Genomic DNA, 12,228 nt, shown 5'->3' with positions numbered 1-12,228 from the left:
GAGTGCCCCCGATGCCCCGCCCCGCCTGGTCCCTGTACGCCTATCAACTGATCGAGCCCGACGAGCAATTGGATCTGTTCGCGTGTCAGGAGGTGCGTGTTCATCTCGCCGCGCGTCAACTCGAACTGGGTGCTCCAGCCGACCGCACCTTATGTGGCGGATTGCTGCCAGCGCAGCCGCGCTGGTCTTCGGTGCAGCGTACGGTCTATCGCGATGAGCGCCTTTGCCCTTTGTGCCGCGCAATCCTCGATGCCCAGCGCCGGGGCACCCGGCCGGTGTGGCCCGAGCTCTGAGCACGCCTTTCATCATTTGTCATTCTTGCGTACCCGGCCGATGCCTCCCCCTCGGCGACAGCCGAGTGTACAATCGAACCTCTTGAACCCTCTGTCGAAGGATTTACCGGATGCTGCCGCGCTTTACCGCCGTCACCCGTTGCCTGTCCCTGGCTGCCCTGCTGATGGCCGGTCCCGCCGTCGCGCTGGAGCTGCCACTGCCACCGCCCGGAGAAGATGTCGTCGGCCAGGTGCGCACGATCAAGGCCAAGTACGAGGATACCTTCGCCGACATCGGCACCGCCAACGACCTGGGCTACCTGGAAATGATCGCGGCCAACCCCGGTGTCGATCCCTGGCTGCCGGGTGCCGGTACAGAGATCATCCTGCCGACGCGCTATATCCTGCCCCCGGGGCCGCGCGAGGGGATCGTCATCAATCTGGCCGAGTACCGCCTTTATTACTACCCTAAAGGGCAGAATGTGGTGTACACCTTCCCGCTGGGTATCGGTCGTGAGGGCTGGGGCTCGCCAGTGGCCAATACCAAGATTACCGCCAAGACGCCCAACCCTACCTGGACCCCGCCAGCCTCCATCCGTGCCGAGCACGCCGCTGACGGGGATATCTTGCCCGCCGTAGTGCCGGCCGGCCCCGACAACCCACTGGGGCCCTTCAAATTTACCCTGGGCCTGCCGGGCTATCTGATTCATGGGTCGAACAAGAAGTTCGGCATCGGTATGCGCACCAGTCATGGCTGCTTCCGCATGCTCAACAACAATGTGGTCTCGCTCTCGGAGATGGTTCCTGTGGGCACGCCGGTGCGCATCATCAACGAACCCTACAAGTTCGGCGTGAGCGGCGGTAAGGTGTACCTGGAGGCGCATACGCCCTTGGACGAGCAGGGCAATCCTTCGGTCGTGGACAAGCACACGGCTGTCATCAATGCATTGCTCAAGCGCGAAGATCTCGCCAACAATCTGCGCATGAACTGGGACATGGTGCGCGACGTGGTCGCCGCCGAAGATGGCATCCCTGTCGAGATCGCTGTACCCGGCACTGGCCAGGGTGGCACCTCAATGGTGTCCGAAATTCCGCCCGAGATTCAGTAGCCGTAGCGATGTCTAGCCAGGCCCGCCTCATGGCGGGCTTTCTTCATCCTGAGCTTCTGTGTCGGCGGATGGACGCGCATAAAAAAGCCGACCCACGAATGGGTCGGCTTCTCAATAATCCGTGAGGACTATTACTTGCGGCTGGCTTTGTCCAGCATACGCAGAGCGCGCTCGTTGGCTTCGTCAGCGGTCTGCTGAGCCTTCTGAGCGGCGGCCAGAGCGTCGTCAGCCTTACGATAGGCTTCGTCAGCACGGGCTTGAGCGCGAGCAGCTGCGTCTTCGGTCGCAGTGAGACGAGCTTCGGTTTCTTTGGATACGCTGCTGCAACCGGTAGCCAGAACTGCGGCCAGAGCCAGAGCAGAGAATTTCAGAACGTTGTTCATCGTGTTCCCCTTCAAGGACTTTCTATTAAATAGCCATCTCTCGGAAAAGAGAAACTGGCCGGCGTACATACTACCCATTACTTGTAGTAAGTAAACTGACTGAACGCAAGAAGCGTAAAAAAAATGTTGCCAGAAGCCCCGTATGGCAAGCCTTGCGATGAAGTTGACGCTGCTGATCCATCCGCCTCTCAGCGCTGCCCCAAGAAACTTTTCGTTGAACTAAGGGTGACTTGCACGGTCATGCAGCGTCTCAGGTACTAGAGCATCCGGCTGGCAGTTTGGTATTGATCGATGCCTGTCAGGCGATCCTTCTGCGCGCCATTGTTAGTCTGCACGGCTTGAGCAACGGCGCCTTGTCCGCCTACTATCTACCGCATCAGCGACCGCGAACGATTGCCAATGCGTAGTGGTCGAAGTGGCATTGGGTGGCGTCGAGCGCGCTCCGCCGGATAAATCATCGTTCAAGGCCAAGGTCTGCCATAAGGCCTGCGAGGAGTAGTGATGAGTGAAGCGCTGACCATCCACCATGACCAAGTCGGTCATCAGTTCGAGACCAACGTGGACGGTCATCGTGCTTATCTCACCTACATGGATCTGGGCAAGCAGACGCTCGATATTTATCGCACCTTCGTTCCAAACGCGCTGCGCGGACGTGGCATCGCTGCCGCGTTGACTGAGAAAGCGCTGGAGTATGCCGAGCAGATGGGATACACCGTGATTCCCTCATGTTCCTATGTCGAACGCTACATGGAGCGTCAGCAGCGGCATTCCAGCAAGGCCTGATCGGCTTACACCTACGAAAACGCCGGGCAATTGCCCGGCGTTTTCGTAGGTGTTCCGTCACTGCGATGCATCAGCCACGCTGACGTTTTGGCAGTACGTCCTTGAGTTTGGCGTGCATGCTGCGCAGGCTTTTCTCGGTCGCGGCCCAATCGATGCAAGCATCGGTCACGGAGACGCCGTACTGGAGATCTTCCAGGTTTTTCGGAATCGCCTGACAGCCCCAGTTCAAATGGCTTTCCACCATCAGGCCGATGATCGACTGGTTGCCCTCGAGGATCTGGTTGGCCACGTTGTCCATGACCAGAGGCTGCAAAGCAGGGTCTTTGTTGGAGTTGGCATGGCTGCAGTCGACCATGATATTGGGCTTGATCTTGGCTTTGGCCAGATCCTGCTCGCACAGCGCCACACTGACCGAGTCGTAGTTGGGCTTGCCATTGCCGCCGCGCAGTACCACGTGGCCATAGGCGTTGCCTTTGGTAGTGACGATGGAGACGCCACCTTCCTGGTTGATGCCCAGGAAGCGGTGCGGCTTGGAGACCGACTGCAGGGCATTGATCGCAACGGTGAGGCCGCCGTCCGTGCCGTTCTTGAAGCCAACCGCCGACGACAGTCCAGAGGCCATTTCACGGTGGGTCTGGGATTCAGTGGTGCGCGCGCCGATGGCCGACCAACTGATCAAGTCCTGCAGGTACTGGGGTGAGATCGGGTCCAAGGCTTCGGTGGCGGTGGGCAGGCCCATCTCGGCCAGGTCCAGCAGTAGCTTACGACCGATGTGCAGACCGTCCTGGATCTTGAATGAGTCATCCAGGTACGGGTCGTTGATCAGACCTTTCCATCCAACAGTGGTACGAGGTTTCTCAAAGTACACGCGCATGACCAGATAGAGTGTGTCGGACACTTCTTCGGCCAGCACTTTGAGGCGCTCGGCATACTCATGGGCAGCCTTGATGTCGTGGATGGAGCACGGGCCGATCACGACGAACAGGCGGTGATCCTTGCCGTCGAGGATGTCGCGTACCACTTCGCGGCCAGCCGTCACGGTCTGCAGGGCCTTGGCGCTGAGCGGGATTTCTTTCTTCAGCTGATCGGGGGTGATCAGGGTCTCGTTGGAGGCAACGTTGAGGTCATCGATCGGTAAATCAGCCATCGTGTTACTCGTCAGGTCACGGGTGCCGGCCGCCAGCAAACCCCGTGCGGCCCAGCAGCAGATTGTTCGCAGCGGGGGGAGCCGAACCTTAGCGCGTTACGTCGGGCGCGACAATGGTCATGGCCCTGTCCAGGAGGATTAACCCTGCCGACGGAGACGCTAGGTATAGTGGCGCGATCAAATGGCGGTCGCTGCCTGCAGGCATGCGGTCGAGCAGACTTCGCCTGGACAGGAGGGCAGCATGGTTTCCCGCACTACACGCATCGGCATCATCGGTAGCGGTGCAATCGGTGGCTTCTATGGATTGATGCTGGCCCGCGCTGGTTTCGATGTGCACTTTCTGTTGCGTAGCGAGTACGCGGTGGTGCAAAAGGATGGGCTGAGTATCGATAGCGCCCTCCATGGAGCACTGCACATGAAGGTGCAGGCCTACGCTTCGGCTGGCGACATGCCGCCCTGTGACTGGCTGCTGGTCGGCGCCAAGGCCACCAGTAATGCCGAGCTGGCGCCGCTGCTCGTCCAGGCTGCAGCACCCGGTGCCCGTGTCGTATTGCTGCAGAACGGACTGGGCGTCGAGGAGCAATTGCGCCCTGCGCTGCGCGACGACATGCATCTGCTCGGCGGGCTGTGCTTCATCTGCGTGAATCGCCAGGCGCCCGGGGTCATTCGCCATCAAGCGCTGGGTGCGATCAACCTGGGCTACCACAGCGGCCCGGATGGCGTTGATGCTGGCGTAATCGCTGCTGAAGGCGCTGGGCTGTTCCGCGCCGCAGGGGTTGATTCGCAGCCGATGGACGACGTTGGCCAGGCGCGCTGGCAGAAATTGGTGTGGAATGTGCCTTACAACGGACTCTCAGTACTGCTGCAAGCCAGCACCAAAGTACTGATGAGCGATCCAGACAGCCGTGAGCTGGTGCGCGCGCTGATGCACGAAGTGGTCATCGGGGCTCAGGCCTGTGGGCAGGTTTTACCTCAGGGCTATGTCGAGCACCTGTTGCGCGTGACCGATCAGATGCCCGAATACTGGCCGAGCATGTACCACGATCATGTTCATCGCAGACCGCTGGAACTGCAGGCGATCTATGCCGAGCCACTGGCCCGTGCGCGGCAGGCCGGTTGTCATTTACCGAGGATCGAATCCCTGTACCAGGCGCTGACGTTCATCGACCGACGTAACCGCGCCGACTGAGCGACTTCCGCAACTCGGCCCGCGACGGCGAGACGCTGCCGCGCAGGCGCTGCTAAGCTCAAGCGTGCTCTGCCCGCCGAGGCAGTCGAGGAGGCCGTATGATCCGCTCCATGCTGTACGCCACCGATCTTGGCGTCTACGCGCCTTTCGTCATGCAGCATGCTCTGGCCCTGGCACGCACGTTCGAGGCGCAGTTGTATGTGATCCACGCTGTCGAGCCGATGGGCCAGTTCGCCGAATCGCTCCTGCAGAGCTACCTCGACGAGCAGACGCTCGAGCGGTTGCACTCCCAGGGAGTGAATACGGTCATGGCCAACATAGAGCAGCGTGTGCTGGAAAGCTTTCGCGACGAGCTGGGCGAGGATGCTGACCTGGCCGTGATCAAGGCTGTGCGCGTGCGTCAGGGTGATCCGGCGCAAGTCATTCTGGAGCAGGCCCAGCGTCTGGCGGTTGACCTGCTGATCTTCGGCAGTCACGCCGAGGGCGCAGGGGTCGACGTGCCGATTGGAAGGACTGCGGTGCGGCTGCTCCAACTATCGCCTGTACCGGTGTATATGGTGCCGTTGGCTCAGCACCTGGGTCGTAGGAAAGGCTGAAACTGGCAGTAGGTCTTTTCCGTCAGACGTAACAAAATAGTTCTAGATTTCTTCATCTGACCACTAATATAGTTATAACTCGTCGCTGCCAGCAGCCGGTGACCTACCGCTGATCCGAGGGAAACCTATGAAGCTTCAACAACTGCGCTACATCTGGGAAGTGGCGCACCATGACCTCAACGTCTCTGCCACTGCGCAGAGTCTTTACACCTCCCAGCCGGGGATCAGCAAGCAGATCCGCCTTCTGGAGGATGAGTTGGGGGTCGAAGTCTTCGCCCGCAGCGGCAAGCACCTGACCCGCGTCACGCCGGCCGGTGAGCGCATCATCACGACCGCCGGTGAAATTCTGCGCAAGGTCGAGAGCATCAAACAGATCGCCCAGGAGTTCTCCAACGAGAAGAAGGGCACGCTGTCGATCGCCACCACCCACACCCAGGCGCGCTATGCGTTGCCACCGGTGATCAGCAATTTCATCAAGCAGTACCCTGAAGTGTCCTTGCACATGCACCAGGGCTCGCCGATGCAGATCGCCGAGATGGCGGCCGATGGCACCGTCGATTTCGCCATCGCCACCGAAGCGCTGGAGTTGTTCGGCGACCTGATCATGATGCCCTGCTACAAGTGGAATCGTTGCGTTGTGGTGCCTCAGGGGCACCCGCTTACCAAGCTGCCCAAGCTCACCCTCGAGGCGCTGGCCGAGTACCCCATCGTCACTTATGTGTTTGGTTTCACCGGTCGCTCGAAGCTGGACGAGGCGTTCAATCACCGCGGCCTGACGCCGAAGGTGGTGTTCACGGCGGCCGACGCTGATGTGATCAAGACTTACGTACGCCTGGGCCTGGGCGTGGGCATCGTGGCTAAGATGGCGGTCGATACGAAGCTTGACAGCGATCTGGTCTGCCTGGACGCCAGCGAGTTGTTCGAAGCCAGCATCACCAAGATTGGCTTCCGTCGCGGCACTTTCCTGCGCGGCTTCATGTGCGACTTCATCGAAAAGTTCGCCCCTCACCTGACCCGCGAGGTGATGGCCAAAGCCATCCAGTGCCACAACAAGCAGGAGCTTGAGGCCCTGTTCGAAGGCGTCGAGCTGCCGGTGCACTAGAACGGCAGCTGCAAGCTACAAGCTTTGAGCTTCAAGAAAGAGCAGACCGTGTGTGGTCTGCTCTTTTTGCTTGCAGCTTGCAGCTTGCAGCTGTTCAGCCTTTGCTGATCAGGTTGCCGGCATGCAGGCCGCATTCCTTCTGGGTCGATTCCTCCCACCACCAACGGCCTTCGCGTTCGTGCTGGTTCGGTAGCACTGGGCGGGTGCACGGCTCGCAGCCGATGCTGATGAAGCCGCGTTCGTGGAGGCTGTTGTAGGGCATCTCGAGCATGCGGATGTAGCCCCAGACTTCCTCGCTGGACATCTGTGCCAGGGGATTGAACTTGTACAGGGTGCGCTCGGCTGTGGAGAAGGCCGAGTCGATTTCCAGTGCTGCCACCTGGCTGCGAGTGCCGGGGCTCTGGTCGCGGCGCTGACCGGTCGCCCAGGCGCTGACGCCCGCCAGCTTGCGGCGCAGAGGTTCGATTTTGCGAATGCCGCAGCATTCGCCGTGGCCATCCTTGTAGAAACTGAATAGCCCTTTGTCCTTGACGAAGGGGTCGAGCTTGGCGCGATCCGGGCTGAGAATTTCGATCGGCAGGCTGTAATGCTCGCGAACCTGATCGATGAAACGGTAGGTTTCCGGGTGCAGACGGCCGGTGTCCAGGCTGAAAACCTTGATCTGCTTGTTCAGCTTCCACGCCATGTCCACCAGTACCACATCTTCAGCACCGCTGAAGGAGATCCACAGGTCGTCACCGAAATGCTCGAAGGCGAGCTTGAGAATATCCTGGGGGGACTTGCTGGCGTAGGTCGCCGCCAGGGTGGCGACATCGAAGATTTGGCTCATCAGGCGGTTTCCATCGTGTGTATGGCGCTGTGCGCTCGTAGTGGGGCGATGGTAACAAAAAATGGCGTGGCAGACGCTTCCATCTCCGTCTGTCCGACCGTAATCACAGTCCTTGCAGGGTTTGCATCAGCACGCGGACTTTGGCGATGGATTCTTCGTATTCGGCTTCCCAGTTCGAATCGGCTACCACCGCGCCGCCTCCCCAGCAACTGACTTGGCCGTCTTTGACCAGCAGGCTGCGGATGGCGATGGAGCTGTCCATTTCGCCACGTACGTCGATGTACAGCAGCGAGCCGCAATACAGCGCCCTTCGGGTCGGTTCCAGCTCGTCGATGATCTGCATGGCGCGGATCTTTGGTGCGCCAGTGATGGAGCCACCGGGGAAGCTGCCGGCGATCAGGTCGAGCGCATCCTTGTCGTCAGCCAGTCGGCCAGTGATGCTGCTGACCAGGTGATGGACATTCGGATAGCTTTCCAGGCTGAACAGCTCCGGTACCTTCACCGAGCCGATCTGGCAAGTGCGCCCTATGTCGTTGCGCAGCAGGTCAACGATCATCAGGTTTTCGGAGCGGTCTTTTTTGCTGGCTTGCAATTCGCGCGCGTTGCGCAGGTCCTCGGCAGGGTCTTCGGCGCGTGGGCGAGTGCCTTTGATCGGCCGGGTTTCGACCTGCCGCTGGCTGACGCGGACGAAGCGCTCAGGCGAGAAGCTCAGTAATGCGCTATTCGGGGTGAGCTGCTGGAACCCCGAGAAGGGCGTCGGGCAAGCGGCGCGCAGTGCCTGGTAGGCATGCCACGCGTCGCCTTGGCAGGGTGCGCGAAAACGCTGGGTCAGGTTGATCTGGTAGCAATCGCCCGCTTGGATGTAGCGCTGCACCTGATCGAATGCAGCTCGGTAGTGTTCCGGTGCGAGATCGCCCTGCATGGGGGCCAGCAGCCTGAAGGTTTCGACTGAAGGTGACGCTGTTTGCTCGAACAGGTCGATCAGGCGCAGACGTTCAGCGTGTGGGAGTGCCGGGTGAAACATCAGTTGCGAGGTATGCAGCGCATGGTCCGTGATCATCGCCCAGGCATACAGGCCCAGTTGCGCATCGGCTAGTTTGAGGTCGTCCGTGGCCAGCTCGGGCAGGCGCTCCAGCCGTCGGGCGAAGTCATAGCTCAGATAACCGATCAGACCGCCGGCAAAAGGTAGCTCGCTGCCGTCGGGGAGTCTGGCTTCACCCAGTTCGCTCAGTCCCTGGCGCAGTCGATCCAGGAAGGCCTGGCCGCTTTCGCCGTCGGCGGCTTGCAGTTGCTGAATGGGCCAGGCACTGAACAGGTCGAAACGCCCACGCTCGGCACTCGGGCGCGCGCTGTCGAGCAGAATGGCGCCCGGAGCCTGACGCAGGCGACCGAAATAATGCCCTGGATCGGGTCGGTAGGGCAGGGGATGAAGGGTGCAGGTCGGCATCGGCATCGGCGGCGCTGAAAAACAAGGAGGGGGATTGTAGGCCGCTGTAGGACGGGTGCCTAGCACCCGCCCTATTGGAGCCAGTACCTCACTGCTGAACGACGTGGCCGAACAGGTTTTGCGCCACACGCACGCGGGTCTCGGCATCTTCGCTGATACCATCCTTGGCCAAGGCCTCGATGTGCGCCTCGATGGCATGGGTACGTTGGGTCAGGCCGCAGTCGTTGGCGATCTGAATATTCAAGCCTGGGCGGGCGTTGAGTTCGAGGATCAGTGGACCCTTCTCCTGGTCCAGTACCATGTCCACGCCGATGTAGCCGAGGCCGCACAGTTCATAACAACTGGCCGCCAGCTTCATGAAGCCGTCCCAGTTCGGCAATTGCACACCGTCCACCGAGTTGGTGGTGTCCGGATGCTTGCTGATGATGCGGTTCAGCCAGGTGCCACGAAGGGTGACGCCGGTGGCCAGGTCGACACCCACGCCGATTGCGCCCTGGTGCAGGTTGGCCTTGCCGCCGGATTGCCGAGTGGGCAGGCGAAGCATGGCCATCACCGGATACCCCATCAGCACGATGATGCGGATGTCCGGTACCCCTTCGTAGCTGATGCTCTTGAAGATCTGATCCGGCGTCACCCGGTACTCGATCAACGCGCGGTCGCGATGCCCGCCCAGCGAGTACAAGCCGGTGAGGATGCTGGAGATCTGATGCTCGATCTCTTCATGGCTGATGATCTTGCCCGACACCGTGCGATAGCGATCCTCGAAGCGGTCGGCGACGACCAAGATGCCATCACCCCCCGCGCCTTGGGCCGGTTTGATCACGAAATCGCTGCGACCGCCGATGATCTGATCGAGCTTGTCGATCTCTTTTTCGGTCTCGATGACGCCGTACATTTCCGGCACGTGAATGCCGGCTGCCAGTGCACGCTCTTTGGTGATGATCTTGTCATCGACGATCGGATACAGATGGCGCTTGTTGTACTTGAGTACATAGTCCGCGTTGCGCCGGTTGATGCCCATGATGCCCCGGGCTTCCAGGGCCTTCCAGGTCTTGATCAGTCCGAACATCAGGCGTCAGCCTTCTTCAGGAATGCCTTGAAGCGCACGAGCTCGGTCAGGCGGTAGCCGCGGTAGCGACCCATCGCCAGCATGAAGCCCACCAGAATCAACAGCACCGCCGGGAAGGTGAAGACGAAGTACACCGCTTCCGGCACGGTCATCAGCAGGTGCGCCAGCGAGGCGGCGAACAAGGTGCCGATGGCGACTTTCATCGCATGGCCGCCACCGCGTTCTTCCCAGGTGATCGACAGGCGTTCGATGGTCATGGTCAGGATCACCATCGGGAACAGGGCTACCGACAGTCCGCGTTCCAGGCCCAGCTTGTGGCTGAACAGGCTGATGGCGGCGATCAGTACCACCACGAAGGTCAGCACCACCGACAAGCGCGGCAGCATCTGCAGTTTCAGGTGTTCGAGATAGGAGCGCAGCGACAGGCCCAAGGCCGTGATCACCGTGAACAGCACGATGCCGAAGCCCAGCTGCGTCTCGCGGAATGCCAGGGCGATCAGTACGGGGGTGAACGTGCCCAGGGTCTGGATGCCGATCAGGTTGCGCAACACCAGGATTACCAGCACGCCGATCGGGATCATCACCATGATCATGAAGGTCTGCTGGGTTTGCAGTGGCAAGCCGTACAGGGAGTACTCGAGGAAATCGGCGTCGGTGTTCTCGTCGGTCAGCTTGGCCAGGCGAATGGCATTCATCTCGCTGTTGTTCATGCTGAAGGTGACAGTGGCTTTCTTGCCGCCGTCGACGGTGATCAGGTTGTCATCGCCCGTCCACCACAGCAGGCGATCGTTGGGCAGGCCTTGCTCGCCGGTTTCCGGGTTGAAGTACAGCCAGTCATTGCCGTTGAAGCTGCGCAGCCACAGTTCAGGGCTCTGCGGCGTATCGGCCACCAAGCGCACGGTATGGACCTTTTCCATCGGCACGTGGGCGATCGACAGCAGCAGGTCGATGACCTGGGCCTTTTTCAGCGGCGAGCTGTCACCGGCCAGCAGGAGCTTGGCGTTGTCGTCGTTGGGGTTGTTGACGCGCTTGATGGTCTCGCTGACGAAGGTCTCGACGTCGGCCGAATGCTGGCGAATAGGGGCCATGAGCGCTTCGGCGGCGATCTTCTCCGGACCCTCGACGGCCAGGCTGTCGCGGAAAGTCGGGCCTTTGATCTTGGCCTTTTCGGTGCTGTAGCGCTTGGTCAGGACCAGGCGGTAGTAAAGGGTCTGGTTACCGCTGGCGCGACGGGCCGACCAGGTGACCTTGCGGTTGCCGTCAGCGCGGTTGACGCTGACGCCATAGTTGTTGGAGATGAAGCTCTCGTTGAGGCTGACGTAATCACGGTTCAGCGGCGGAACGTACATCTGGATCTTCACCGGGTCCTTGGGACTGGCGACGAACTCGACCTTGGCGTCGATGTTCCACAGATCGTCCGTCTCGTCTTCGGTCACCGGGATGCCGAGGACGAAGATCTGATAGCAAGTGACCGTCACGCCCAGCAACACCAGGATGGTGATCAGGACTTTCAGGTGCAGGGTCAGAGAGCGCATCGGGGTTACTCTACTTTGGGAGCTTCGGTGGCGCAGGCAGGTTTGCCGGCCGCGTATTTGAGGCTAGGGTCGACCAGCGCGTCGAAGTGCTTGAGCGCCTCGGAACCGATGAGCAGCGGGAACTGGAACGCGCTGCGGTCGGTGAGGTTGACTTCGATGGTGCGCAGGGCCTGACCCATGCAGATGTTCAGTTCGATCACCGGGCGATTGGTGTAGGCCTTGCCCTGGTCGGGATCGTAATCGCTGGCGCGTCGCTTGATCTTGCTGATACGGGCCAGGGGACGTTCGATGGGGTGCTTGTGGGCGGCGTCGATGGCCAGGTAGAAGCGTACCCAGCTCTCCCCGTTGCGCTTGAAGCGCTTGATGTCACGGGCGCTGAGCGACGCGGTCTTGGCGCCGGTGTCCAACTTGGCGGCCACTTCGAGGTCGAGGTCGCCCAGGCGGGCGTATTCGTTCAGGCCGTACACGGTCTTCTCGCCCGCGTGGCCGAGCGCCGGCAGTGCGGCGAGGCAGAACAACAGTGAAGAAAAAATGGGTCTCATAGTCCTGGCGCGGTGCTGTCTGAGTTCGGGGCAGGGCGCGAGCGCCTCGTTCATCTGTCAACAGCATGAAATGATGACAGGCACACTATCCGTGATCCTTCGGGAGCGCGGCATTCTATCACGCCGACGTCTTGACGCCAGCGCGCTGCGATCAGACCGCAGCGTTGGGCGGTAAGTTCTGCGTTGGTAGATTGTCGACAATATGGTTTTCGCCTTTGACTATAA

Annotated in this window: 13 protein-coding genes; 6 read left to right on the top strand and 7 right to left on the bottom strand. The window is 60.6% G+C overall.

The annotated features are described in order from the left end of the window. Nucleotides 1–11 precede the first annotated feature (11 nt). Nucleotides 12–293, top strand: coding sequence for a hypothetical protein (locus tag Q7C30_RS09070; protein ID WP_039576600.1), 282 nt, complete (start codon nucleotides 12–14; stop codon nucleotides 291–293). Nucleotides 294–403: 110 nt separating this feature from the next. Then, nucleotides 404–1,381: a L,D-transpeptidase family protein gene (locus tag Q7C30_RS09065; protein WP_317871309.1), complete on the top strand. Its 978-nt coding sequence runs from the start codon at nucleotides 404–406 to the stop codon at nucleotides 1,379–1,381. Nucleotides 1,382–1,512: 131 nt separating this feature from the next. Here Q7C30_RS09065 and oprI read toward each other — a convergent pair whose 3' ends face one another. Further along, nucleotides 1,513–1,764: an outer membrane lipoprotei OprI gene (gene oprI, locus Q7C30_RS09060; RefSeq protein WP_003259780.1), complete on the bottom strand. Its 252-nt coding sequence runs from the start codon at nucleotides 1,762–1,764 to the stop codon at nucleotides 1,513–1,515. 501 nt (nucleotides 1,765–2,265) lie between these two features. Between oprI and Q7C30_RS09055 the strand changes: the two genes are divergently transcribed. Continuing rightward, on the top strand, nucleotides 2,266–2,547 hold the full coding sequence (locus tag Q7C30_RS09055; protein WP_029613543.1) for a GNAT family N-acetyltransferase: 282 nt from the start codon (nucleotides 2,266–2,268) through the stop codon (nucleotides 2,545–2,547). Between the two features lie 70 nt (nucleotides 2,548–2,617). Here the strand turns inward: Q7C30_RS09055 and Q7C30_RS09050 are convergent, their stop codons facing one another. Next, entirely contained in the window at nucleotides 2,618–3,694 is a 1,077-nt protein-coding gene (locus Q7C30_RS09050; RefSeq protein WP_039576648.1) for a 3-deoxy-7-phosphoheptulonate synthase, read from the bottom strand. A gap of 241 nt (nucleotides 3,695–3,935) precedes the next feature. Between Q7C30_RS09050 and Q7C30_RS09045 the strand changes: the two genes are divergently transcribed. The 3 genes from Q7C30_RS09045 (at nucleotide 3,936) to cysB (ending at nucleotide 6,581) form a co-directional block, all read left to right on the top strand. Then, on the top strand, nucleotides 3,936–4,883 hold the full coding sequence (locus Q7C30_RS09045; RefSeq protein WP_317871308.1) for a putative 2-dehydropantoate 2-reductase: 948 nt from the start codon (nucleotides 3,936–3,938) through the stop codon (nucleotides 4,881–4,883). A gap of 98 nt (nucleotides 4,884–4,981) precedes the next feature. After that, nucleotides 4,982–5,479 carry a universal stress protein gene (locus Q7C30_RS09040; RefSeq protein ID WP_029613546.1) on the top strand — a complete coding sequence of 166 codons (498 nt, stop codon included), beginning with the start codon at nucleotides 4,982–4,984 and terminating at the stop codon, nucleotides 5,477–5,479. Between the two features lie 127 nt (nucleotides 5,480–5,606). Continuing rightward, nucleotides 5,607–6,581, top strand: coding sequence for an HTH-type transcriptional regulator CysB (gene cysB / locus Q7C30_RS09035; protein ID WP_295483974.1), 975 nt, complete (start codon nucleotides 5,607–5,609; stop codon nucleotides 6,579–6,581). Between the two features lie 94 nt (nucleotides 6,582–6,675). On the opposite strand, the gene Q7C30_RS09030 is transcribed toward cysB, so the two are convergent. From Q7C30_RS09030 to Q7C30_RS09010, 5 genes are all read right to left on the bottom strand, one after another. Further along, nucleotides 6,676–7,410: a phosphoadenylyl-sulfate reductase gene (locus Q7C30_RS09030; protein WP_317871307.1), complete on the bottom strand. Its 735-nt coding sequence runs from the start codon at nucleotides 7,408–7,410 to the stop codon at nucleotides 6,676–6,678. A 103-nt stretch (nucleotides 7,411–7,513) separates the two neighbouring features. Then, nucleotides 7,514–8,857, bottom strand: coding sequence for an aminodeoxychorismate synthase component I (pabB, locus tag Q7C30_RS09025; protein WP_317871334.1), 1,344 nt, complete (start codon nucleotides 8,855–8,857; stop codon nucleotides 7,514–7,516). Between the two features lie 88 nt (nucleotides 8,858–8,945). Continuing rightward, a complete protein-coding gene (locus tag Q7C30_RS09020; RefSeq protein ID WP_317871306.1) occupies nucleotides 8,946–9,926 on the bottom strand; it encodes an alpha-L-glutamate ligase-like protein in 981 nt (326 codons plus the stop codon). Next, complete coding sequence (locus Q7C30_RS09015; RefSeq protein ID WP_029613550.1) at nucleotides 9,926–11,461, bottom strand: inactive transglutaminase family protein; 1,536 nt, start codon at nucleotides 11,459–11,461, stop codon at nucleotides 9,926–9,928. Before Q7C30_RS09015 ends, Q7C30_RS09020 begins: the two co-directional genes overlap by 1 nt. 5 nt (nucleotides 11,462–11,466) lie before the next feature. Next, entirely contained in the window at nucleotides 11,467–12,003 is a 537-nt protein-coding gene (locus Q7C30_RS09010; RefSeq protein ID WP_029613551.1) for an ATP-dependent zinc protease, read from the bottom strand. Between the last annotated feature and the right edge of the window lie 225 nt (nucleotides 12,004–12,228).

The sequence above is a fragment of the Pseudomonas sp. RAC1 genome, assembly GCF_030658255.1.
Classification (GTDB): domain Bacteria; phylum Pseudomonadota; class Gammaproteobacteria; order Pseudomonadales; family Pseudomonadaceae; genus Aquipseudomonas; species Aquipseudomonas boreofloridensis.
Note: the sequence above shows the minus strand (reverse complement) of the source record. Positions and strands in the feature narration are given on the sequence as shown.